This is a genomic window from Bacteroides caecimuris, from assembly GCF_001688725.2.
Classification (GTDB): domain Bacteria; phylum Bacteroidota; class Bacteroidia; order Bacteroidales; family Bacteroidaceae; genus Bacteroides; species Bacteroides caecimuris.
This window is the reverse complement of the sequence record NZ_CP015401.2, coordinates 3,181,849-3,205,737: the sequence shown is the minus strand read 5'-3', so window position 1 is coordinate 3,205,737 and position 23,889 is coordinate 3,181,849. Positions and strand designations below refer to the sequence as shown.

At 41.8% G+C, this 23,889-nt stretch carries 20 protein-coding genes; 13 read left to right on the top strand and 7 right to left on the bottom strand.

Annotated elements, in window-relative coordinates; genetic code table 11:
* Nucleotides 1-73 precede the first annotated feature (73 nt).
* Both A4V03_RS13940 and A4V03_RS13935 read right to left on the bottom strand, forming a co-directional pair.
* A complete protein-coding gene (locus A4V03_RS13940; protein ID WP_065540436.1) occupies nucleotides 74-2,764 on the bottom strand; it encodes an alpha-L-rhamnosidase in 2,691 nt (896 codons plus the stop codon).
* A 120-nt stretch (nucleotides 2,765-2,884) separates the two neighbouring features.
* A complete protein-coding gene (locus A4V03_RS13935; RefSeq protein WP_394334763.1) occupies nucleotides 2,885-4,384 on the bottom strand; it encodes a SusD/RagB family nutrient-binding outer membrane lipoprotein in 1,500 nt (499 codons plus the stop codon).
* Here A4V03_RS13935 and A4V03_RS13930 point away from each other — a divergent pair.
* From A4V03_RS13930 to A4V03_RS13920, 3 genes are read left to right on the top strand one after another with little or no spacing between them, the layout of a single operon-like run.
* On the top strand, nucleotides 4,379-5,182 hold the full coding sequence (locus A4V03_RS13930; protein WP_236588628.1) for a hypothetical protein: 804 nt from the start codon (nucleotides 4,379-4,381) through the stop codon (nucleotides 5,180-5,182). The genes A4V03_RS13935 and A4V03_RS13930 overlap by 6 nt on opposite strands.
* Before the next feature lie 5 nt (nucleotides 5,183-5,187).
* Entirely contained in the window at nucleotides 5,188-5,886 is a 699-nt protein-coding gene (locus tag A4V03_RS13925) for a prokaryotic E2 ligase family D protein (protein WP_065539339.1), read from the top strand.
* Nucleotides 5,883-6,671 (top strand): PRTRC system ThiF family protein, encoded by a 789-nt coding sequence (locus A4V03_RS13920; RefSeq protein ID WP_065539338.1) that lies wholly within the window; start codon nucleotides 5,883-5,885, stop codon nucleotides 6,669-6,671. Before A4V03_RS13925 ends, A4V03_RS13920 begins: the two co-directional genes overlap by 4 nt.
* 15 nt (nucleotides 6,672-6,686) lie before the next feature.
* Here the strand turns inward: A4V03_RS13920 and A4V03_RS13915 are convergent, their stop codons facing one another.
* Nucleotides 6,687-8,006 (bottom strand): HAMP domain-containing sensor histidine kinase, encoded by a 1,320-nt coding sequence (locus A4V03_RS13915; protein WP_235827448.1) that lies wholly within the window; start codon nucleotides 8,004-8,006, stop codon nucleotides 6,687-6,689.
* A gap of 112 nt (nucleotides 8,007-8,118) precedes the next feature.
* Nucleotides 8,119-8,817 carry a response regulator transcription factor gene (locus A4V03_RS13910; protein WP_065539336.1) on the bottom strand — a complete coding sequence of 233 codons (699 nt, stop codon included), beginning with the start codon at nucleotides 8,815-8,817 and terminating at the stop codon, nucleotides 8,119-8,121.
* 181 nt (nucleotides 8,818-8,998) lie between these two features.
* Here A4V03_RS13910 and A4V03_RS13905 point away from each other — a divergent pair, with 181 nt between their 5' ends.
* The 8 genes from A4V03_RS13905 (at nucleotide 8,999) to A4V03_RS13870 (ending at nucleotide 17,169) form a co-directional block, all read left to right on the top strand.
* The gene (locus A4V03_RS13905; RefSeq protein ID WP_065540435.1) at nucleotides 8,999-11,848 is read left to right on the top strand and encodes a TonB-dependent receptor; all 2,850 of its coding nucleotides are present in this window, start codon (nucleotides 8,999-9,001) and stop codon (nucleotides 11,846-11,848) included.
* Between the two features lie 22 nt (nucleotides 11,849-11,870).
* On the top strand, nucleotides 11,871-12,806 hold the full coding sequence (locus A4V03_RS13900; protein WP_089280737.1) for a metallophosphoesterase: 936 nt from the start codon (nucleotides 11,871-11,873) through the stop codon (nucleotides 12,804-12,806).
* Between the two features lie 184 nt (nucleotides 12,807-12,990).
* Nucleotides 12,991-13,218: a carboxypeptidase-like regulatory domain-containing protein gene (locus A4V03_RS13895; protein WP_065539334.1), complete on the top strand. Its 228-nt coding sequence runs from the start codon at nucleotides 12,991-12,993 to the stop codon at nucleotides 13,216-13,218.
* A 198-nt stretch (nucleotides 13,219-13,416) separates the two neighbouring features.
* Complete coding sequence (locus tag A4V03_RS13890) at nucleotides 13,417-13,587, top strand: hypothetical protein (RefSeq protein ID WP_157448003.1); 171 nt, start codon at nucleotides 13,417-13,419, stop codon at nucleotides 13,585-13,587.
* Between the two features lie 28 nt (nucleotides 13,588-13,615).
* Nucleotides 13,616-14,677, top strand: a complete 1,062-nt coding sequence (gene pstS, locus A4V03_RS13885) for a phosphate ABC transporter substrate-binding protein PstS (RefSeq protein WP_065539332.1) — start codon at nucleotides 13,616-13,618, stop codon at nucleotides 14,675-14,677.
* Nucleotides 14,678-14,686: 9 nt separating this feature from the next.
* Nucleotides 14,687-15,544, top strand: coding sequence for a phosphate ABC transporter permease subunit PstC (gene pstC / locus A4V03_RS13880; RefSeq protein ID WP_065539331.1), 858 nt, complete (start codon nucleotides 14,687-14,689; stop codon nucleotides 15,542-15,544).
* 3 nt (nucleotides 15,545-15,547) lie between these two features.
* A complete protein-coding gene (pstA, locus tag A4V03_RS13875) occupies nucleotides 15,548-16,414 on the top strand; it encodes a phosphate ABC transporter permease PstA (protein ID WP_065539330.1) in 867 nt (288 codons plus the stop codon).
* Complete coding sequence (locus A4V03_RS13870; protein WP_065539329.1) at nucleotides 16,402-17,169, top strand: phosphate ABC transporter ATP-binding protein; 768 nt, start codon at nucleotides 16,402-16,404, stop codon at nucleotides 17,167-17,169. The genes pstA and A4V03_RS13870 overlap by 13 nt, the downstream gene beginning before the upstream one ends.
* Nucleotides 17,170-18,120: 951 nt before the next feature.
* Here the strand turns inward: A4V03_RS13870 and A4V03_RS13865 are convergent.
* Both A4V03_RS13865 and aroC read right to left on the bottom strand, forming a co-directional pair.
* Nucleotides 18,121-19,485, bottom strand: coding sequence for a dipeptidase (locus A4V03_RS13865; RefSeq protein WP_065539328.1), 1,365 nt, complete (start codon nucleotides 19,483-19,485; stop codon nucleotides 18,121-18,123).
* Nucleotides 19,485-20,561, bottom strand: a complete 1,077-nt coding sequence (gene aroC / locus A4V03_RS13860; protein WP_065539327.1) for a chorismate synthase — start codon at nucleotides 20,559-20,561, stop codon at nucleotides 19,485-19,487. Before aroC ends, A4V03_RS13865 begins: the two co-directional genes overlap by 1 nt.
* A 162-nt stretch (nucleotides 20,562-20,723) precedes the next feature.
* On the opposite strand from aroC, the gene A4V03_RS13855 reads away from it, so the two are divergent.
* Together A4V03_RS13855 and A4V03_RS13850 are read left to right on the top strand one after the other, a co-directional pair.
* Complete coding sequence (locus A4V03_RS13855; RefSeq protein ID WP_065539326.1) at nucleotides 20,724-21,290, top strand: calycin-like domain-containing protein; 567 nt, start codon at nucleotides 20,724-20,726, stop codon at nucleotides 21,288-21,290.
* A gap of 186 nt (nucleotides 21,291-21,476) precedes the next feature.
* Nucleotides 21,477-22,763 (top strand): L-cysteine desulfidase family protein, encoded by a 1,287-nt coding sequence (locus A4V03_RS13850; RefSeq protein ID WP_065539325.1) that lies wholly within the window; start codon nucleotides 21,477-21,479, stop codon nucleotides 22,761-22,763.
* 126 nt (nucleotides 22,764-22,889) lie between these two features.
* On the opposite strand, the gene A4V03_RS13845 is transcribed toward A4V03_RS13850, so the two are convergent.
* A complete protein-coding gene (locus A4V03_RS13845) occupies nucleotides 22,890-23,468 on the bottom strand; it encodes an FKBP-type peptidyl-prolyl cis-trans isomerase (protein ID WP_065539324.1) in 579 nt (192 codons plus the stop codon).
* Between the last annotated feature and the right edge of the window lie 421 nt (nucleotides 23,469-23,889).

The window sequence follows — 23,889 nt, the reverse complement described above, 5'->3', positions numbered from 1 at the left end:
TTTGTCATTCTATAAGGTGGCTATTATTCCGTTGTAACCAGATGACTATCCGAGTATTTATACATGAATATAATTACTTTTTTGAAGTAAACTGATAATTGCCGGAGCCTACTTTGATGATAGCGTAACCATCTTTCATGGCGTCTACTTTGATCTTTTGGTTATCCATAACAACTTTTTCTGCAGATTGGGTCGGGACATAAATTTCCGCAGTTGTATTTGCCGGAATAGTGACATTCATGGTGAGATAATCAGTTGTGTCTTTCCAGGAGCAGCTAACCTTGCCGTAAGGAGTATTTTCTGATGCGCTTACGTGGCTGAAACCACCACCAAGATGCGGCTTTATCCGAATAGTTTTGAATGCGGGTGACGTCTCTTGTATACCCGCAACATCTCTGTATAACCAATCGCCAATAGCGCCATAAGAATAATGGTTAAATGAATTCATTCCATTATCAGGTATTGTCCGGTCGGGCATCATTGAGTTCCAACGTTCCCAAATGGTGGTAGCACCCATTGTGACAGGATACAGCCAGCCGGGATAATCTTTGCGTAGAAGGAGTTTATAAGCTAAATCACTGCGTCCGTATTGTGTCAATACGCCACAAATATACGGAGTGCCGAGGAAACCTGTTGTGATATGTCCATAGTCTTCTACCAGTTCTGCAAGTCTTTTAGCTGCAATGGGACGAATATCGGCTGGTAGTATATTGAAATGCAATGCCAAGGTATAAGCCGTTTGTGTATCTGATATCAGGTTGCCTTTTTGGGTCATATAAGCATCACAAAATGCCGCTTTCACTTTTTGTGATATTTCCGCATACTTTTTGGCATCTGCGTCATTGCCTAATACCGCTGCCGACATGGCGACAATTTCTGCAGAATGAGCAAAGAAGCATTGTTGTATAAGTCTTTTGGAGGTGACAGAAGAACGTCCGTCCGTATCATTGGGTATAATGAATGCCAGCCAATCACCATAATGCCACCCTGACGTCCATAAATAGTCTTGTGACTGACGTAGCATACAGTCTACCCATGCTTTCATACTCGAATACTGATTTTCAAGTATTCGCTTATCCCCATAAATAGTATAATGATTCCAAGGGATAATGGTGCAAGCATCCGCCCAGCCTGTTCTACCTGATGCTTCACCTTCCGTCAAGCGTAAAGCATCCGGAATCACGTCCGGAACCCGTCCGTCTTTATACTGGTCAGCTGCCAAGTCTTTCATCCATTTTATAAAGAAATTTTCTACACGTGCATTGAATGTCGCTGTGCGGAAGAATACTTGTGCGTCACCGGTCCATCCCAACCTCTCATCGCGTTGCGGGCAATCTGTTGGAACATCTAGGAAATTGCCGCGCAATCCCCATTGAATGTTGCTTTGCAACTGATTGACAGCCTCATTGGAACAAGTGAAGTTTCCGTTGTCTTCCATACCGGAATAAGTGACTACTGCAACGATATCGTCAAGATTAAGTTCTTCTTCGATTCCTTCCACCTGAATATATCTGAAACCATAGAATGTAAAGCGGGGCTCGAAAGTGTCCGTTTCTCCGCTACAAATGTAGCGGCTGGTGGCTTTTGCTCTGCGTAGGTTGACTGTATAAAAATTGCCGTTCTCATCAAGCACTTCAGCATGTTTAATGGTGATCTGTTGTCCTTTTTTCCCTTTTATAGTCATTCTTTCACGACCTACCAGATTTTGCCCGAAGTCAATCACTTTTTCTCCTTTAGGTGTTATAAACTGTTTTACAGGTTTGATTAATTGGTGTGTTATAACCGGTTCATTCTCACACGATACGAGGTTTGAATTGTCGTAATTTGCCACTCTTACGGATTTCCATCCGGAATCATCGAAATCGGTATTGTTCCAACCTTTCTGTATTTTATTGGCATCAATGGTTTCCCCGTCATAAATAGTGGACTCTCGGATTTCTGCTGTTGACCATTTCCAGGACTCGTCTGTACCTATCACTTCTTTAGACCCGTCTTTATAGGTAATTACTATTTGAGCTAATGCGCCGACTGATTTTGCCGTATTCTGATAAAGCTGTACATATCTCCATATCATGGGACTTAACATCCAGCCATTGCCGAGCATCAGTCCGAATGTGTTGTCTCCCAATTTTACCAGACGGGTAACATCAAAAGTGTAGTATTGTAATCTCTTAGCGTAAGATGTCCATCCTGGTGCATAATGGTATTCACCTATTTTTTCGCCGTTGAGATAGGCTTCATTCATCCCATGACTAGTCACATAAGCTATTGCCGAAGCAATAGGTTTATTTATCTTAAATGGTTTGCGCATCACTGGAGAAGGTTTGTCAATGGTTCTGTCTGTGCTCTCCGGCTCAATCCATTTGGCCTGCCATTCTGCTATGGACATCAATCCGGTGGACCACGAACCAGCAGGATTGCTCCATGCAGACTTTTTGCCTTTGTTATCCCAAATACGCACCCGCCAAGTATAGCGTGTACCTGACTCCAAAGTTTTACCTTTATAGGGTATACCTATGGAAATATCAGAAAGGACTTTGCCAGTTTTCCATACTATTTCCGAACCTTTTCTGACTTCAATTTCGTAAGCTGTTTGCATTACATTACGTTCAGTACTGCTTATTTTCCAGCTTAACATCGGATGCTGGTCTACTATTCCCGAAGGGGAAGAAAAGCGATTTACTTTTAATTCAATAACTTTCCCTTTGGCTGTGAATACAAATAGTATTGATAATAAAATAAAAGTAAGTGTGTGTTTTTTCATATATTTTTCCAATGATGTCTTGGCAAAATTAATGATAAATAAGAAATGTGCGATAATTTTCATCGCACATTTCTTATTATCGTAAATGAATTTTAACTTATATTGTTTTAGGCATTGTTACTATTCTTTTATTGTCTTGCGGGCATCCCACCACATACGGGATTTGGTGTTGTCTCCAAATTCGTAACGGGCGGCAGCTTCTTTATAGTTTTCAGCATTTTTAATAGTTTCGCCTGTTGGATAGATTACGCGGCGGAGAGAACCTTTCCAATCCATGGCTCCTTTTTCTTGGACAGAACCTTCAGCCGGCATGGCAAATGGGTCAAGAGTAGGAATGCCGAGACGGCGATAGTCGTTCCATGCTTCAAAACCGTTGTAAGGGAATCCTCCGATATATTTCTGAGTAATGATTTTGTCGAGTTGTGTATTTCTGTTGTTGTCAACGTCATCAAATTTGACAGATACCCCATAACCGTTTTTCATGGTCGATTGCAAGTATGAATCAACTTTATCTTGCTCGATGTTAACTACACTCATGGATTCTCTGATACCTCTTTCGTAGAAATCTTTAGCAGAACCAGTTATCCAACCACGCCAAGCCGCTTCGGCAAGAAGGAACGAAACTTCATTGACATACATTAATGTTTGCGGATGGTCGCGATAAATTGTTGCGTCTTTAGTATCAGGATCCTGATCTTTTCTGATAAAGAATGCTCCAAGACGAGCGTGGTTTTTTTGTGCATTCGGTTCTTCTAATGCAACAGCTTTCGTATAACCGGCAGGAATACCTTCCCAACGTCCGCAATAATTTTCCATTGCACCATTGATCTCGTTAGTCACGTTGAAGTAAATGGGACCGCGAGGGTCAACGTACTCTGGAATATGATCAGGATCATAATAGTCTTTCATCGGAAACTCAATGCCACCAAGACTGGTGAGAATTTTTTCCATAGACTTACTCATTGCTAGTCGGCCGCCATACATATATCCGACCCCGCTATAATACCATCCCCAATCCATTTGCCAAGTGGCCGGAGTAAGCCCGTCGCCACGAGGGATGGTTACATCGGTGGTAATAAAGCCTCCGTCGGCACTAACAGCTGCTTTTGTTTCTGCCTCTGCTTTTTGGGGATCTGCTTCTGTCATACGCATTGCCAGACGAAGATGCATACTATTGGCAAATGCTTTCCATCTTGATAAATCACCTTTGAAAATCAAATCAAATTTACCTTCAACTGTTCCTGCACCTGGAGTGCCTATCGCAGCCGAAGCCTCGCTAAGCTCCTTTACCATATCGTAATAGATATCTTTCTGATGGTCGTAGGGAGCAGCTTCGCCTGAACCGTCGGCCGCTTTGAAATAAGGTACATCGCCTAATAAGTCGGTACATATCGTGTAAAGATATACACGATAAATACGGGCTATTGATTTGAGATTTAGTCGTGAAGGATCATCTTTTGTGATGCGGATAATCTCATTTAAACCGGCAATCCACCCCCAAAAATAGGTTGTATTCATGTAATAGTCTTCAGTGTAATCATTTAAACAACGATTGATATTGGTGTCATATTTTTCGTTGGAGAAATATTGAGCCTGAAGGTCATAATAATTATTGTGAATACGGTGGTAAGTGAAGGTATCGTCAATCTCTACAACGAGATGAACGACCTCGTAAATAAAAGCGGCATGTATCTCAAACTTGAAGATGACAATGGCTGTCTATACTTCAATGTGTGGAACACACATACTTGGGGTGAATACACACTGTACTACTTCCCTGTAAAGTTTGTGGAGGAACTGAATCCCACACTCAGACGCATTGTCATCACATTCTATCATGATTTTATGAAGGAGAACGGTATAACCACCATCAACGATGAGGCGGATATGGACTGGGCTATTGATATGCTGACTGAAGGCTGCTATGAGGATGAAGATGCCAAAGAGAGGCGAGCAAGGGAAAAGCTCGTGAAATCATACAAGGATGGTAGAGCATATAAACTCCTCGACAGGGTGTGGCGAAAGTCCTACTATAAGAACCTGCCCAAAGCCATAGAAGAATATGAGTGTAAGAATGGCTTTGAACAAGGTCTTATCGAACTGCTGAGAAGAGGACTTGAGTTCATAAAGACGGAGAAAGCCATCATGTACTATGGCTATGACCCGTTCTATGACGAGGAGCCCGATTATCTGCCGATGACACTCGAACAGCAGATAAGGGTTGTCTATGACAGCGATGATATTATGACGGAACACCTTATCGACTTCTATAATTCCTCCCGTCAGGAGTCATACGATATTATTCCTGCATCAACCTTTGCCGTCTCTCCAAAGACCGACAAGGTTTTTACACTTGAAGATACCTATCCTGAAAGGTTCTTCAAGTGGGCAGATGATTTTATTCACTACATACGATAATCACTATGGATACCAACAAACTTACCAAGCAGATAAATACGATGCTGCGCCCCCGTGCGGCATTGATAGCATACTCCACAGATGGAGGAGATACATACTTCCTTGAAGTACGGAGCATAGATAATGAGGGAGCCATGAGCGAAGGACGTCCCGTAACGGTGGACTTCATCAACGAACTCATCAAGGGATATTCCGAGAGGCACAGCAGCACACCGCATGGTCGCATCCCAACAAATATGCTATGGAGTGATACACGCAAGGGCTACGAGAAATATATATGGTACAACCCGCCACAAAAGCGTATGATGTTCTTCAAGGAGTCGCTACATATTGAGAATGCCGAGTACAACCTGCCAGGTGTCATCTATGAGGTGCGGGATGAGCGTATGAATATCTACGCATACATAGACAAGGAACTGAAGCCCGAAACGGAACTCTACGCTGCTCCGTTCTTCAATGTCACAGGGTCAAGCGTCTGTCTTGGCTCGGCAAAGATTGACAAGCCGACAGAGATTACCTACGACAAATTACTTGAGTATTGGGAAAAGAAGTTCTGGCTCACGGAGTTCTCACACCTCGGAGGTAACGGAAATCCCACAAAGAGCAACCTTGTACTGGTAACAAAGGCAGCAAAGGATGCTCCCTTCAACATTGAAGAGTTAAAGCCTCTAAAGAATTTGAAACTTAAAGATATACAACGATGAAAAAAGTACATTATGCCGACAGCTATCTGCTCAATCCACAACACCCCGTAACGGTAAACCTTATAGGTGGTGGAGGTACAGGCTCGCAAGTATTGACAAACCTTGCACGATTGGATGTAACACTTCGTGCCCTCGGACATCCGGGACTATTCGTAACACTATATGATCCCGATATTGTAACTGAAGCCAACATAGGACGACAACTCTTCGGGTATTCCGACTTGGGGCTGAATAAGGCGAATTGTCTGATAACACGCATCAACAACTTCTTCGGGAATGACTGGAAGGCTGTGCCGGCACTCTATCCCTCCAATATGAAAGATGCTCGACAGGAACATCTTGCCAATATCACTATCACCTGTACGGACAATATAAAGTCAAGAATAGACCTCTGGAATGTACTAAAAGCATTGCTACAGTACAATTATACGAACTATCAGACACCTCTGTATTGGCTTGATTTCGGCAATACGCAAACATCGGGACAGGTCGTATTGGGCAGTATCCCAAAGAAGATAAAGCAACCCACCTCACAAATTTACCAGACCGTACCGTCATTAAAGGTCATTACCAAACTTGTGAAGTATGCCCGAATCAAGGAAGAGGACTCCGGTCCGAGCTGTTCTCTTGCCGAGGCATTGGAGAAGCAGGACTTGTTCATCAACTCCACATTGGCACAATTTGGCTGCAATATCCTCTGGAAGATGTTCCGACACGGAATGATAGAGCATCACGGACTCTATCTCAACCTCAGTACGATGAAAGTCAATCCGATAATGGTATAAATCTGTAACTACTTTTTACAATTCACTATGCTTCATCAAAACAAATTCAAATCTTAATCCTCCATTGGGGTGGTTACTGGCTATTATTGTACCACCATGAAACTGTACAGCGTGCTTGACAATAGCAAGTCCTAGCCCCGTACCACCCATTCTGCGGGTACGCCCCTTATCTACACGGTAAAATCTTTCAAAAAGTCGCGGTAATTGCTTATCATCAACACCGCATCCATCATCCTCAAAGCGAATCTTACACATCTGATCATTATTCTCAATCAATGATATATAGATGTTACGACCACCAGAATAAGCAATTGCGTTCTCTGTAAGGTTGCGGAAAATAGATCCTATCAACGAGGTGTTACCCTCGACAACAACTTGCTCTGGAAAATCTGTATGTAGTGTAAATTTCTCTTCTTCGGGCATTATTTCCAACTCATCGGCTATCTCTTCAATGATATTGTTAATGACCACCGATTCTTTGCCAATTAGCTGACTACCATCCTCTATACGAGTAATAAGTGAGACATCGCTCAATAGTCGTCTAAGACGTTCATTGTTGATATAGCAGCGTTCAATAAGTCCTTGACGCTTCTCTTCGCTCAAGTTAATACCAGATAACAGGGTTTCCAAGCACACCTGAATAGATGCTACGGGTGTTTTCAATTCGTGATTGATGTTATTTGTCAACTGTCGTTTAATGCGTATTTTCTCTTGCTCCTCTCGCATTGTTGCTTCGTAGGCAACATCCCTATCCTTAATGGTTTGTTGTAACTTGGTGTAAAGATGTACAATATGGTTTGAGATTGTGCCTAGTTCATCATTAGGGAACAATTCATCTTCATCAAAATACTCGCCTTTTTCTGCCTTCGCTGCAAATTGTGTTAGACGCTTAATATTTTTCCCAAGTTTACGGGTAGCAAAATATGCCAAAGTGCTTGTTACCAGACTGAGAATAATCATCAGTCCCAAAAAGTCCCAATCTGCTTTTAATAGTTCTTTTAAAGATGGCGAATATGGAATTGCTGTTCGTACTATAACTCTATCTCCTTTAGTTGCAGAATAAAAATATTCTCTTCCATCACTGACTGATTGTCTACCAATGTGATATCCGGAACCATTCTTCAGCGCTTCTGCAATTTCATGGCGCTGACGATGATTGTCAAGAGAATCAATGGAAATCATATTGTCATAAATCACAGTACCAGTCAATGTTATGACAGATACACGAAGGTCTTGATAAGGCTTTGAATAAGTTTCTATAAACTCTTCAAATGGAAGGCCGTCTTCTATCGTTTCTAATAGCTGACGATTATAAAGTTGAAGTTGAGCACTCAATAATTCAGATTTATATTCTTTCTCTCGTAGGAAATGAAATCCTATGGAGCACAAGATTATGGTCCATGAGAAAGCAAGCAACATCAAAAAAAGTCGCTTATGATATGAAATTTTAATCACGGAAGCCATAACCGAAACCTGAGCGTGTAACAATATATGAACCATATGCACCAATCTTGGATCGAACACGCGTAATGTTCACATCAATGGTCCGGTCCAAAACAACCACTTCCTCTTTCCAGACTTTACTGAGAATCTGTTCTCGTGACAGAATTTTGCCACGGTGTGAAATTAGGTATGCCAACAGCTCAAACTCTTTTCTTGTCAGCTTTACCTCTGCTCCGTCCACTGTGCAACGTTTAAATTCCAGGTTCAATCGCAAACCTTCCACTTGCATTATATTGGTTTTATCCGAATGGACATTGTTGCTTTTATGGGTCACTGTTCGGCGCAAAACACTCTTCACTCTAGCTATCACATTACGAATTGTGTAAGGCTTCATAATATAGTCATCCGCACCAAGATTAAGTCCCATCACCATATCATCTTCCGTATCACGTGCGGTACAAAAAATGATTGGTATTTCTGCTGTTTTTAAATCTGCCTTTAGCATCTTGGTCATTTTAATACCGCTTATCCCTCCCATCATTATATCTAGAAGTATAAGCGAATATTTTTTTAAGTCAAGTGTTAAGGCCTCTTCTGCACTGAAAGCTATATCTACATCATAGCCTTCATTTTCAAGATTGAGTTGCAAGACTTCACATAGAGTCTCTTCATCATCTACAATTAATATACGTTCAGTAGCCATATCACTTATTTTTTCTGCAAAAGTACTATGAAAAATTTAACTTGATAACATGTTACAAGAGATTTAACGGAAATGTCATATTTGTTGAAACATTCATTTAACATAAGCCTATTTGTTTTGAAATCTTTATGAAATCAAATGCTGATACTTTTGCAGCGTCAAATTTTAAAAGCAAATGACGATGAAAAAATTTATTAAAGTATTCTTATCTGTACTGCTATTTACTGGATTCAGCAATGCAGTTTTGGCAGAAAACAGAGATCCGGTACCTAAAGTGGGTTCCATTTGTGGACGAGTTATTGACAATACAAAACAGGCTTTGCCTGGTGCATGTGTCTATATCGATGGATTACAGACAGGGGATGTCAGTGATATCAATGGATTCTACTCGATAAAGAATCTTAAGCCGGGGAATTATAAGGTGGTTGTTTCTTATGTCGGTTACGACCCTTATACAATGGAACTAATTGTAAAAGAAGGTAAGGCTACTGAAAATGATATTGTATTGACTGAGGGCGTAGAACTTCAGGAAGTAGTTGTGGCAGGTGCATTCTCCGGTCAGAGAAAGGCAATCAATATGCAGAAGAATAATCTGGGTATAACAAATGTCGTTTCAGCTGACCAAGTGGGAAAATTTCCTGATTCAAATATTGGCGACGCCTTGAAGCGTATAAATGGTATCAATGTACAGTATGATATGGGAGAAGCCCGTTTCGGACAAGTAAGAGGTACAAGTGCAGACTTGGCATCTGTAACTGTAAACGGCAATCGCCTTCCATCCGCTGAAGGTGATACTCGTAATGTCCAGTTGGACTTAATACCTGCCGATATGGTACAAACTATTGAGGTCAGCAAGGTTGTCACTAGTGATATGGACGGTGATGCCATTGGTGGTGCAATCAATCTTGTAACCAAAAATACACCCTACGACAGAGTCTTCAACGCAACCGTTGGTACAGGTTACAATGCCGTGAGTGACAAAATGCAACTCAATCTCGGACTTACTTATGGCGATCGTTTCTTCAACGACAAGCTGGGTCTGATGATGGCAGCTTCCTACCAAAATGCACCTGGTGGAGCCGATAATACCGAATTTGAATATGATGTAGACGATGATGGTAAAGTATTTTTAGATAAGGCAGAAGTTCGCCAATATTATGTGACACGTGAACGACAGAGCTACTCATTGGCTACAGATTATAAATTCAATCCGAACCATAAGATTTCATTTAAAGGAATATACAATAGACGCAGTGACTGGGAGAATCGTTATAGAATAACTTACAAGAAGTTGAACGAAGATCCCTCAAAACAATCTGTTGTATTACAGACCAAGGGCGGTAGTGGAGACAATAAGGATGCACGCCTGGAGTTGCAGCAGACTATGGACTTTATGTTGGATGGTGAACATACTTTTGGAAGATTAAATATGGATTGGGCCGGTTCTTTTTCACGCGCAACAGAGGACCGTCCAAATGAGCGTTACTTTGGTGTTACAATGAAGGGTAAGAAAAATGAAGATTATTTTAGCGATCTCAGTTTTGTTGGAGCCGGAGGACGTAACCCATATCCTAATAAAGGCATTGGAAATGTTGATGACTACAAATGGAGTATTGATGAATTGACAAATTCAGATCAACAAATCAAAGAGAATGAATGGAAATTTCGCATTAACTTTGAGTTGCCGTTGACTACAGGATCTTTTGGTAATACACTTAGATTTGGTGCAAAGTACACAAATAAAACTAAGGAACGTGAAACTCATTGCTATGATTATGCAGATGTTTATGAAAGCGAATTTGAAGACGGTTGGATAAATAACATGAACGGACAAATTAGAGATGGGTTTATGCCAAATGGCAATTATCCTATGAACACTCCATTCATTACAAAAGAGTATCTGGGTAGCCTGAAAATGAATCCTAATCAAGATGGAGCATACGAATTGTATGAAGAGGCATCGGGAAACTACAAAGCAAAAGAGGCAATCACTAGTGCATATGTTCGCTATGACCAGAAACTTTGGAATAAATTGGATTTGATTCTGGGTTTAAGAATGGAGCACACTTCACTTAATTACAGCGGATTCAACTGGGTTGTTGATGATTTGGAAGATGAGCAGGGTCGTTTGGAAGCTACAGGAGATAAGAGAAATGACTATATCAATTGGTTGCCTAGTGCTTTGTTGAAATACAACGTAACTGATGACTTAAAATTGAGAGCCTCATTTACCAAAACCCTATCTCGCCCCAAATATTCAGCTTTGGTTCCTTGTATTCACTATAATATAGCCGAAGAGGAAGCTAGTTTTGGTAATGCAAACTTAAAACCGACAACATCATATAATTTCGACCTTGGTGGAGAGTATTACTTTGAGAGTGTAGGTCTTGTTAGTTTAGGACTTTTCTATAAGAACGTGCATGATGTTATAGCAGATGAGAAATGGAGAAGCACAAATGATCCTAATATTCCAAGCGGTCTGCTAAATGAAGATGGTGATCCTGTTAAATACGAAATTACGAAACCCATTAATGCGTACGATGCCGATTTGTTCGGTGTAGAAGTCGCTTACCAGAGAGATTTTGGTTTCATTACCCCGGCCTTGAAATGTCTCGGATTCTACGGAACATACACCTATACACATAGTACAACAAAGAACCACAACTTTGAGCACCGCACTATGGAGGACGGAGAAAAAATCAAGATGACAGGTTCTCCCGCTCATACTGCAAATGCATCTTTTTACTATGAGAATAAGGGTTTGAATGTGAGAGTATCTTACAATTTTGCATCTGAATTTGTAGATGAATTTGGTACAGTTGCAGCATTGGACCGTTATTATGACAAGGTAAATTATTTGGATGTCAATGCCAGCTACACATTCGGCAAAAGATGCAAAACTACAATCTATGCAGAGGCAAATAATCTGCTTAACCAGCCATTGCGATACTATCAGGGAACCAAAGACCGCACTATGCAATTGGAATACTATGGAATTAGGGCAAATCTTGGAGTAAAATTTCAGTTTTAACAATTAAATAAATTATATGACAATGAAAAAGTTAATGACATTGGCGATTGCCTTCATCATTTCAGTAGGAGCCTTCGCACAAAATAATGAAGTTTGGAGTTCATTAAAAAAAGATGCTAATTTCTTTTTAGCCAATGATTTGGGCAGAAATGGATATTATGACCAGAAACCAATCGCAGAACTAATGGGAATAATGGCAGAAGAAATTGGCCCAGAGTGTATAATCGCCGCAGGAGATGTGCATCATTTTGATGGTGTACAGAGCGTGGATGATCCTTTATGGATGACCAATTATGAACTAATTTATAGCCATCCTGAATTGATGATTGACTGGCTTCCTGTTTTGGGAAACCATGAATATCGTGGAAACACGCAAGCTGTCATGGATTATTCCAATATAAGTCGTCGATGGAATATGCCGGCAAGATATTATACTAAAGTTTATGAGGAAGATGGCACTACCGTTCGTTTCGTTATGGTGGACACAACTCCACTGATGAGTAAATATAGAAATGAAAGTCAGAAATATCCTGATGCCAGCAAACAGGACAATACTAAACAATTGGCATGGGTGGATTCCGTACTTACCTCAGCCAAGGAAGATTGGGTAATCGTGGTAGGACACCATCCCATTTATGCGGAAACCCCGAAAGATTCAAGCGAACGTAAGGATATGCAGAATACACTGGGAAAGGTACTGGCAAAGCACAAAAATGTTGCAATGTATTTGTGCGGACATATCCATAATTTCCAGCATATTTGTGCGGAAGGAAGTTCTATAGACTATATAGTAAACTCATCCGCGTCATTAAGTCGCAAAGTAAATCCTATCAAAGGAACCCAGTTTTGCAGTCCTGAAACAGGATTCTCGGTCATTGCTGCAGACGAGAAGGAACTCTGTGTACATATGATAGACAAGAACGGCAATGTGTTGCATAGCGTAAAAAAAATGAAATAAGTCATTTACTCGTGTTTTTACTGATGTAAGTAGTAGGCTTCCCCTTACCGGATTGAAGGTAGGGGGATTTTTTTTGATACTTGCTTTGTAATAACCATTTAATTAAAGACAAACTTTTTTGAAACTTTTATGAAACTATATACTGATACCTTTGCAGTGGATAAAGAAGAAAACAGATGTGAACATGAAAAAAAGTTTGATTACACTATTACTATTATGTACAGCCGCACTAGTACAAGCTGCAACCTTGAAGGGTATAGTGAAAGATAGTTCTACGGGAGAGCCGTTGACTGGTGCCACTGTATATGTCAAGGGAACAACCTCTGGTGCAGCCACTGACCTTGACGGACGATTTGAGATTACCGGTATTAAAGGGAAGGAATGTACCTGGATGAATGGATGGACCAAATAATGCTCCCTTCTCTATGATTTCCAATTCGGAGCATTTGATTCCTCTTGTTAGAAGTGATTTCTGACAAGGGGAATCCTTCTATATAGAGAATAAGCATTTCACAAAAGCCTAATTTTTTTGAAACCTTTATGAAACAATATCTCCGTTACTTTGCAGTGGAAATCAAAAATCATAGAGAAATTGAAAATGAAATTTATCATGGCAGGTCTTTTATCCTGTGTCGGTATCACTGCACAAGCGCAGGATACTAAAGTCGAAGAGCCGAAAGGCAAAGCGACTGTACAAATGTTCGGGAACTTTCACACAGGATTCGGCTCGGAGAATGACAATTGTAGATTCGAGTTGGAACGCACCTATTTCGGTTTTTAACAGAACAATCATTTAATACTTGAATGTTATGAAAAAAAAAATTTCGTCAATTATGACATTGGCAGTTGCCCTTGCTCTTACAGCTTGTGGCGGTAATTCAAACGATGGTAGCCGTAAGGCTCAGGAACTTTCGGGCGCAGGTGCAACATTCCCTCTTCCGTTCTACAATGTGGTGTTTGAGAACTTTGCTCAAGTAAATGGAGATGCCGTTGCGTATGGTGGTATAGGTTCAGGTGGCGGTGTACGTAACTTGCGCGACGAAATTGTTGATTTTGCAGGTAGTGACGCTTTTCTGTCCGACAAGGAGATGGCTGAAATGAATCCTGTAATCCATGTTCCGACCTGTATGGGAGCTGTGGTTCTGGCATACAACCTTGACGGTATAAGCGAGCTTAAACTCTCAGGCGAGGTAATTGCAGACATTTTTGCCGGCAATATCAAGATGTGGAACGATGAGCGTCTGGCAGCACTTAACCCAGATGTGACTCTTCCGGCAGAAGCCATCATTCCGGTTTTCCGTTCAGATGGCTCGGGTACAACATTTGTGTTCACTGACTATCTGACAAAAGTAAGCCCAATGTGGGCATCCAATTTCGGTGCCGGTAAGTCTGTCAATTTCCCTTCGGGTCAGGCGGCAAAGGGTAATCCAGGTGTGGCTGGTGTCATCAAACAGACCAAGAACTCCATTGGTTATGTAGGTTCGGAATATGCCTTCGCACAGAAGATTCCATACGCACGAGTGCAGAATCAACGAGGTGAATATGTATTGCCTTCATCTGCTACCATTTCGGCTGCGGCTTCGGGTGAGATTCCCGCCGATACTCGTTGCTCAATCACCAATGCCGATGCAGCAGGTGCATATCCAATCTCAACATTTACTTGGATGATTATCTACAAAGAGCAGAACTACTCTGACCGCAGTAAAGAACAGGCGATGGCAACACTCGACCTCTTGAAATACATCCTTTCTGACGAGGCACAGAACATAACCTCTGAAGTACACTATGCACCGCTTCCCGCCAAGGCTAAGGAACTCAGCATGACAAATTTGAAGACAGTTACTTTTGACGGGGTGGCGATATTGCAATAATAGATAGCTATGAACGACAAGATATATAAAATTATATTATTCATAGCTGCACTGATAATGCCGGTAGTGTGCGGGGGCGTGGTCTACGCCCTCGTCACTGACGCCTATGAGGCGTTTGAGCATTTCGGATTCTTTAAGTTTCTCACCTCCTCTGAGTGGAGTTATACTGAAGGTGCAGAACAGTACGGTGCGTTGCCCTTCATTACGGGTACGCTGATGACAACACTGCTGGCGCTTATTTTCTGTATTCCTTTCTCCCTGCCCGTTGCACTATTCGTGGGCGAATATTTCAAGGGAACAAAGGTTGCAGCTGTGCTTAGTACCGTAACAGACTTATTGGCGGGTATTCCTTCAATCATTTATGGTCTATGGGGGTTCTACACTCTCCGTCCGCTGATTATGGCTCTCAATATCTCGCCACAAGGCTCTGGTGTGCTCACCGCTTCATTGGTACTGGCGATTATGATTGTGCCTTATGCGGCTTCATTGAGTGCCGAGTTTATCAAGATGGTACCAAACGATTTGAAGGAGGGGGCATATAGTCTTGGTGCAACCCGTGCCGAGGTGGTTCGTAAGGTGGTATTCCCCGTTGCAGGCTCGGGAATATTCTCATCGTATATTCTGGCGATTGGTCGTGCATTGGGTGAGACAATGACTGTTACGATGCTTATCGGAAATACCAACAACATTCCCGATTCCATCACCTCTACTGGAAACTCTATGGCATCCATTATTGCCAACCAGTTCGGTGAAGCGGATGGTTTGAGACTCTCATCTCTGATTGCTATAGGTCTTATCTTGTTCTTGATAACAGCTCTTATCAATATGATAGGTAAGATTATGATTAAACGTGCAAGAATTGCTTAATTTATGACGAAACTGAAAATAAAAAACAGATTGGCACAAGACCGCCTGATGTTGTGGGGCGTATGTCTGTTCGCAGCGCTGACAGCAGTGCCGTTGCTTGCCATCTTGGGAGAAGTGTTGTTGCGCGGTTATGACCAACTCTCGTGGTCGTTCTTTACAGAGCCTACTCCAACAGCATATAAAGCGATGAAGGCCATAGAAGCTGGAGAACCCATACCAGGTGGTATAGCCAACGGTATCATCGGTACGATGATTATGCTCGGTATGGCTGTCGTTGTTGCCGTACCTGTGGGTATCTTGTGCGGTGCATTCCTAGCAGAGAACCCCAAGAACCGTTTTGCACAGGTTGTAAGTTACCTTACCGACTTGCTGCAAGGTACACCATCGGTCATTATCGGTATCATTACTTATATCTGGGTGGTTGTGCCTATGAAAGGATACTCGGCAATAGCCGGCAGTGTGGCACTCTGTATCATGATGCTTCCGCTTATTATCCGTTCTACCGAGGAGACCCTGAAAATCCTTCCTGCATCACTCAAGGAGGCCGGGCTTGCTCTTGGTGGTAACAAGGCAAGAGTTATGATGAAGATTCAGCTTCCGGCTGCTTTCGGTGGTATCTTCACTGGTGTGCTGCTTGCCATATCACGAGTGATTGGCGAAACGGCTCCGTTGATGTTTACAGCCCTCGGATGTTCGCTCATTCGCTTCTCCATTGACAAACCTATTTCGGCAGTTCCATTGTTGATTTGGGAGTTCTTCAACGATCCCAACCTGCAGGAACTTATCTGGGGAGCATCACTCTTCCTGTTATTATTTGTTCTTACGTTAAATCTTACAGCTAAATATCTTGCTAAAAAATGGAATCAGTAACACCTATTCTTGAGTTTAAGAAAACTTGTGTATCATATACAAAGCAGACGATGGCGGTGAAATATGTATCGGCTGCCATTGAACGAAATACCATCACGGCTATTATGGGGCCTTCGGGATGCGGTAAATCAACGCTCCTACGTGCGGTAAACCTGATGCACAACCTCTATCCGAACATTCGTGTTGACGGTGAGATCTTATTGAACGGTGAAAACATCCTATCGATGGAACCTATCGATGTCCGCCACCGTGTGGGTATGGTATTCCAACGTCCTGCACCGTTTCCTACAATGAGTATCTATGACAATGTACTGTCCGGATTTGCATTGAATGGCATCAAACTTTCAAAGGCTGAGAAAGATGCTACGGTAGAGCGTTGTCTGCGTAGTGTAGCCCTTTGGGACGAGGTGAAGGATGTGCTCAACAAGAAAGGCTCGTTCCTCTCAGGCGGTCAACAGCAACGATTGTGCATCGCCCGTGCCTTGGCGATGAAACCCGATGTCCTTCTGATGGACGAGCCTACCTCGGCACTTGACCCGATTGCGACCAAACATATCGAAGAACTGCTCTTGGAGTTGCAGAAAGAGGTTACAATCCTTATCGTGACGCACAATATGGGACAGGCAAAACGTATATCGTCAAAGTCAATGTTTATGTACTTGGGTGAGTTGGTTGAGTACGGTGACACAGAAACGATGTTCTCTAAACCATCAGACGAACGAACCAAGGCATATTTGACTGGTAAGATGGGATAAAATGAACCTAAATGTTATGCATTGCGAAAAAAACAGTAATTTTGCAAATAGAAGTTACGAAAAGAGTGTAAATTATTGGAAATGAGCGTAAGTTAATTGCTCATGATAGTAATAGGTTACGATTTAGTTAGTTATCTACTGCATCATCCTTCTGCGCATTGCGTAACCTTCAAAGAACTCTTCATACGCAAAAGTAACAATAAAACGGGAGATTTTGAAATGAATCTCCCTAATTTTTTTATTCTCATAAGTTTACCCGTATTTTAGCTTAAAATAGACCTTATTCTCATAGTGTTTCGGGGTATTTCTCATAGTCAAAAGCCATTCGTCCTTCCTTTTTTTTCTACTTACCTTATTCTTATCAGGAAATAAAGCCCTACTATTTAGATAAAATAATGGCTTATTGCTTGAAGATACCCATTGGTTTCGATTGTCCCATATATTGTGGGAAAGTATTCCCGCATATTATGGGAAAACGTTCCCACAAAATGAGGGAATACTTTCCCTAGCAGTTGGGAATCTTTTCCCACAATATGTGGGACTAATACACTCTATATGGAAACAAGCAAAAAGGAATACATGGTTCTATTTATGCAATACCAGTTTCCGGCACACTACACTATGAGAAATACCCCGAAACACTATGAGAATAAGGTCTGTTTTAAGCAAAAATAGGGGATGTTTTATGAGAAATGCCGTTTTTAAAAGTGTTTCTCATAATATATCTGCCTGATTATCATTTGTTTATTGAAAATTATGAGAATATGAGAAACGAAAATGAAAAATCGTTTGCAGGAAGAGCGCATCTTTTTTATGTAACGATATACGGTAGACAGCATATCTATGTATTTGTAAATATATAAAAAGAGCGGTGGACAAGTGTTTGATTATAAGCTTGTCCATCGCTCTTTTTTATATACCGTTTATAATTAGACTTTTTATCTGTCCGCTTTATCGTCTGGCATATTCCTGATGAAATTCAATGACTGCCTCTATCCCTTTCCGGAAAATATCCAGTGAAAAGTTTTCGTTGGGTGAATGGATGGCGTCTGATTCAAGTCCGAATCCCATCAATACAGTTTTGATTCCCAATACTTGCTCGAAAGTAGAAATGATAGGAATACTACCGCCACGGCGTACTGCCAGCGGTTTCTTTCCGAAAGCAATATCAAAGCCTTTTTCGGCAGCCTGATAAGCAGAGAGCGAAATCGGGCATACGTATCCTTGTCCCCCATGCATCGGAGTCACTTTCACCTGAACAGTTTCCGGAGCAATGTTTGAAATATACTCTGCAAACATCTGCGAAATCTTATGATGATTCTGATGCGGCACTAACCGGCAGGAAACTTTGGCATACGCCTTTGAGGGAAGTACGGTTTTAGAACCTTCCCCTGTATATCCGCCCCAAATGCCACATACGTCAAAAGACGGACGGCAGCTGTTGCGTTCCAATGTGCTGTATCCTTTTTCTCCGAAAAGTTCTTTGACGCCGATTGCTTCTTTGTATTTCTTTTCGTCAAAAGGAATATGGGCTATCATGTCCCTTTCCGCTTGAGGCACTTCTTCTACATCGTCATAGAATCCGGGGACGGTAATACGTCCGTCGCCATCCGTCACCTTGCTGATAATTTGGCAAAGTACGTTGATCGGATTGGCTACTGCACCTCCGAAATGTCCCGAGTGTAAATCACGGTTCGGTCCGGTCACTTCTATTTCCCAATAAGCCAGTCCGCGAAGACCGGTCGTTAAAGACGGAAGTTCGGCTCCCAGCATACTTGTATCCGAGACAAGGATGACATCTGCTTTCAGTAACTCTTTGTGTTCTTCGCAGAAAGCCTTCAGGCTGGGCGAGCCTATTTCTTCTTCACCTTCGAAGATGAATTTTACATTATTCTTCAGTAATCCGTTTTTGATGAGATATTCAAATGCTTTCACTTGGATGAATGATTGTCCTTTGTCGTCATCTGCTCCACGCGCCCAGATATATCCGTCTCGTATTTCCGGTTCAAATGGTTGGCTCTTCCAAAGCTCCAGCGGTTCGGCCGGCATTACATCGTAATGAGCATAAACCAATACAGTCTTTGCGTCCGGGTCGACTATCTTTTGAGCGAAAACAATCGGATTGCCCTTTGAGGGCATCACCAATGCTTCGTCTGCTCCGGCTTCAAGTAACAATTGCGTCCAGCGTTCCGCACAAGCCAGCATATCATCGTGATGCTCAGGCAGAGCACTGATACTGGGGATACGGATGAGGCTGAACAGGTCATTCATCATTTCAGGTTCGTGTGCTATTATGTATTTCTGAATTTCGTTCATTACAGTTGTGTCGTTTTATCTAGTAAGTAATAATCAAGTATCGTCATGGCGGCCATTGCTTCTACGATAGGCACGGCACGAGGCAGTACACAAGCGTCATGGCGTCCGCGTGCTTTCAGGGTGGTGTCGATTCCATCAATGTTGACGGTTTCCTGTTCCATCAGCAATGTTGCAATCGGCTTGAATACTACACGGAAGTAAATATCCTGACCGTTACTCAATCCTCCCTGAATACCTCCGGAGTGATTGGTATGTGTTTCGATGCGTCCGTTATTATTATAGAAAACATCGTTCTGTTCAGAACCTTTCATTTTCAGTCCCTTGAATCCTTCGCCGTATTCGAATGCTTTGGCAGCGTTGATGCTTAACATGGCATTGCCTAAGGCAGCATGGAGTTTACCGAAAACAGGTTGTCCCAATCCGATGGGGCATCCCTTGATGACGCAGGTCAGTGTGCCGCCGATGGTGTCGCCTTCTCCTTTTACCTTATATATAAGGTCTGCCATTTCTTTTGCTTTTTCCGGGTCCGGACAGCGCACATCGTTTGTTTCTATCAAGTCGAGGTCGTAATCCGAGTAAGTATCCTCCAGCTTGATAGGACCTACCTGTGAAGTGTAAGCTGTGATGCTGATGCCCAGTTGACGAAGCGCTAACTTAGCCAATGCGCCGGCTACCACGCGCGAAATCGTTTCGCGTGCGGAAGAACGTCCGCCACCACGGTGGTCACGGATTCCATACTTCACTGTGTACGTATAATCAGCATGTGAAGGACGATATACATTTTTCAGATTATTATAATCATTGGAGTGCTGGTTTTCATTCCAAACGATAAAACCAATAGGGCATCCGGTGGATTTCCCTTCAAAAATGCCTGAAAGAAACTCTACTTTATCAGCCTCTTTACGTGCAGTGGTAAGAATGGATTGTCCCGGACGGCGGCGATTAAGTTCTTGTTGTACAAATTCTTCGTCGATGGTAATTCCTGCTGGAAATCCGTCAATTACTCCTCCAACTCCTTTTCCATGAGACTCACCGAAACTTGTGAGCCGAAAGATATTGCCAAATGAATTAAACATAGTTGTGGCTTTTTAAAAATTACTATATGCAAATATAACAAAGTTTTCGATAAGAAAGTTGTGAACTCGAAATATCTTCGAAAAAGGAAGCATATTAAACCTTTTTTCTTCTTTTTAGTTTATAAGGGACGAAATTTATTATAATAACTAAACCAAAGACGTATGAAAAAGAATCTATTGTATTTATTGGCATTGGTTTGCTCTCTTACTTTCTTTGCTGCTTGTGGCAGTAACGATGACGACAGTGATAACAAGGATAATGAGAATCCTCCTGAAGAGGAAGTTGTGATTACGGCTCCGGATGTAGTCGGAACGTACTGGGGAAATATGGATATATCCATGATTCCGGATGGTTCTGACCAGGAAATTGTCATAGGAGATGGAATAGAGAAGTTTATCACCCTCTTGCAAGTCAGCAATACGGAAGTGAAGATTGAACTGAAGGAGTTTGAACTGTTTATCAACCAACAGATCCTGGAATTTGGAGATATTGTTGTTGATAAGTGTGAAGTGAAGAAGCGAGAAGGGGTGTCTACGTTCACCGGACAGCAAGATCTTACGTTTGAGGGAAATGCAGCTTCTTTGGGTACTTGTCCTGTAACTGTTATGGGAACGGTAAAAGATGGAAATACAGACATGACCATTAACGTGAAAGTGCCTGCATTGCAACAGACGGTAAAAGTGACCTATTCCGGAGTGAAACAGGTGGCGGAGTCTGGTGAAAATTAATTTCTTGTTCACCACAGATTACAATGCACCTCCAAAACCTATGTCTCTTTCATTTTTCTATTAATTCTTTCTGTTAAAGTCTGGTATATGGGAGGTTTTATAATAATATGAGATTTTATTTCTCCATTATAGAATGTTGGAAAAGAAAGAATTTCCTATTTTTGTGGAATCAAAACTTATAAGTCTATGACTGAATCAGAAAGAAGGCAAATTATAGAATTGATTAAGAAAGAGGTCATTCCGGCTATCGGATGTACGGAACCTATTGCTGTGGCGCTTTGTGTAGCTAAGGCTGCCGAAACATTGGGAGCGAAACCGGAAAAGATAGAAGTCCTGTTAAGTGCTAATATATTAAAGAATGCTATGGGAGTAGGAATACCGGGAACGGGTATGGTCGGACTTCCCATAGCGGTTGCTTTGGGTGCGTTGATTGGCAAATCAGATTATCAGTTGGAGGTGTTGAGGGATTGTACGCCGGAAGCGGTGGAACAGGGAAAACTGTTTATCGCAGAAAAACGGATTTGTATTTCTCTAAAAGAAGATATTACGGAAAAACTTTATATCGAAGTGATCTGTAAAACGGGAGATAAAACGGCTAAAGCCATCATTGCCGGTGGACATACTACCTTTATATATATAGCCAAAGATGAACAAACGTTGCTCGACAAGCAACAGGCAGTCAGCGAGGAAGAGGAAGGTGCTTCGCTCGAACTAAATTTGCGCAAGGTCTATGATTTTGCACTGACTGCTCCGTTGGATGAAATCCGTTTCATCCTTGACACAGCCCATTTGAACAAAGCTGCTGCCGAGCAAGCATTTAAAGGTAATTACGGACATTCTTTAGGGAAAATGCTTCGGGGAACTTATGAGCATAAAGTGATGGGGGATAGCGTGTTCTCTCATATCCTTTCTTATACGTCGGCTGCCTGCGACGCCCGTATGGCCGGTGTTATGATTCCGGTAATGAGTAATTCCGGCAGCGGTAATCAGGGGATATCCGCTACACTTCCTGTCGTTGTCTTTGCGGAAGAAAACGGAAAAAGTGAAGAAGAACTGATCCGTGCTTTAATGCTTAGCCATCTCACTGTTATATATATCAAACAAAGTTTGGGACGTCTGTCTGCTTTGTGTGGTTGCGTGGTAGCTGCTACAGGTTCCAGTTGTGGAATCACCAGGTTAATGGGAGGAAACTACGATCAAGTTGCCTTCGCTGTTCAAAATATGATTGCCAATCTGACAGGAATGATTTGTGACGGTGCAAAACCGAGTTGTGCCTTGAAAGTAACCACCGGAGTTTCGACAGCCGTATTGTCTGCCATGATGGCAATGGAAAACCGTTGTGTGACTTCCGTAGAAGGAATTATAGATGAAGATGTAGACCAAAGCATCCGTAACCTGACAAGAATCGGCTCGCAAGCCATGAACGAAACGGATAAAATGGTACTTGACATCATGACGCACAAGGGATGCTGATTTTAAGTATCAAGTATTAGGTATTAAGTATTAGCTGGAATGACGGCATAAAAAAAGTATTAAGTATTAAAACTCAGGTTATATCTGCACGAAATAATACTTAATACTTTATACTTAATACTTCAATTAATGACAGTGTCCGTCTTCGCAACCGCAGTTGTCGCCACAGCCATCACCGCAGCTGTCGCATCCGCAACTGCAACCACCTTCGCCACTCATCATTTTCACCAATTCCTGGATTTCTTCGTTGGTAGCAGGACGGCTTTCCAGTATTTCACCTTCGAAAATCAGGTCGGCACCAGCCAACGGGTGATTGAGGTCTACTACTACAATGTCCGATTTGATCTCTACTACACAGGCATTTACGCGCTGACCGTCGCCAGTCATCAAAGGTACGATGTTACCTTCTTTAATACGCTCGCTGTCAAATTTGCCATCTATTTCAAAAATATTTTTGGGGAGGTCAATAACGTGTTGTTCGTCATATTGTCCGTAAGCCTTATCTGCCGGAATGGTAAAATCAAATTTATCACCTTTAGAAAGAACTGTTATCTGATTTTCGAAATCTTCGAGTGTTGTTCCTAATCCTGAAATGAATTGAAAGGGATGTTCTGCTTTTGCTTCTTCGAACAACTCTTTTTCACCATCTTCCATTGTATATAGTTTGTATGCAACGGTAATGTACTTGTTTTCTACTGTTTCCATCTGATTTTTTTGTTTCTGATTAATAATTCCCGTAAATACGGGTCTACAAAGATACGAATTATTTGCTTGTACTCCGGTATAGGGAGGGTAAATTTCAGATTATTAAGTGCTTTTGTCAGAAAAAGAAAGTGAGGTGTGCAGTTAGATAATAGTTGTAAATTCAACCTTTAAGTGATAAAATAGAGAAATAACACCTCTCTTTTCTTACAATTATTCGCTTTTAAGTGTTTTTTTTCTTCGATTTGTTTGGATATAATAAAAAAGCCCTTACCTTTGCAGTACGAAAATAAAGAAAATATGAATATGTTACATACATCTATTAACCTAGCAGTCCTGCATATTATTCGCGTCGTGGTGGTCCCATCAAGAGCGTGAGAAAGGTTTTTGTGTTGTATGTGTTCGTACCATAGAAGATAGAATT

Bases quoted from the DNA above. Each gene is read 5' to 3' on its own strand.
- A4V03_RS13940 (WP_065540436.1), bottom strand. From the start codon at position 2,764: ATGAAAAAACACACACTTACTTTTATTTTATTATCAATACTATTTGTA.
- A4V03_RS13925 (WP_065539339.1), top strand. From the start codon at position 5,188: ATGGATACCAACAAACTTACCAAGCAGATAAATACGATGCTGCGCCCC.
- A4V03_RS13920 (WP_065539338.1), top strand. From the start codon at position 5,883: ATGAAAAAAGTACATTATGCCGACAGCTATCTGCTCAATCCACAACAC.
- A4V03_RS13910 (WP_065539336.1), bottom strand. From the start codon at position 8,817: ATGGCTACTGAACGTATATTAATTGTAGATGATGAAGAGACTCTATGT.
- A4V03_RS13905 (WP_065540435.1), top strand. From the start codon at position 8,999: ATGAAAAAATTTATTAAAGTATTCTTATCTGTACTGCTATTTACTGGA.
- A4V03_RS13900 (WP_089280737.1), top strand. From the start codon at position 11,871: ATGAAAAAGTTAATGACATTGGCGATTGCCTTCATCATTTCAGTAGGA.
- A4V03_RS13895 (WP_065539334.1), top strand. From the start codon at position 12,991: ATGAAAAAAAGTTTGATTACACTATTACTATTATGTACAGCCGCACTA.
- A4V03_RS13890 (WP_157448003.1), top strand. From the start codon at position 13,417: ATGGCAGGTCTTTTATCCTGTGTCGGTATCACTGCACAAGCGCAGGAT.
- pstS (WP_065539332.1), top strand. From the start codon at position 13,616: ATGAAAAAAAAAATTTCGTCAATTATGACATTGGCAGTTGCCCTTGCT.
- pstC (WP_065539331.1), top strand. From the start codon at position 14,687: ATGAACGACAAGATATATAAAATTATATTATTCATAGCTGCACTGATA.
- pstA (WP_065539330.1), top strand. From the start codon at position 15,548: ATGACGAAACTGAAAATAAAAAACAGATTGGCACAAGACCGCCTGATG.
- A4V03_RS13870 (WP_065539329.1), top strand. From the start codon at position 16,402: ATGGAATCAGTAACACCTATTCTTGAGTTTAAGAAAACTTGTGTATCA.
- A4V03_RS13865 (WP_065539328.1), bottom strand. From the start codon at position 19,485: ATGAACGAAATTCAGAAATACATAATAGCACACGAACCTGAAATGATG.
- aroC (WP_065539327.1), bottom strand. From the start codon at position 20,561: ATGTTTAATTCATTTGGCAATATCTTTCGGCTCACAAGTTTCGGTGAG.
- A4V03_RS13855 (WP_065539326.1), top strand. From the start codon at position 20,724: ATGAAAAAGAATCTATTGTATTTATTGGCATTGGTTTGCTCTCTTACT.
- A4V03_RS13850 (WP_065539325.1), top strand. From the start codon at position 21,477: ATGACTGAATCAGAAAGAAGGCAAATTATAGAATTGATTAAGAAAGAG.
- A4V03_RS13845 (WP_065539324.1), bottom strand. From the start codon at position 23,468: ATGGAAACAGTAGAAAACAAGTACATTACCGTTGCATACAAACTATAT.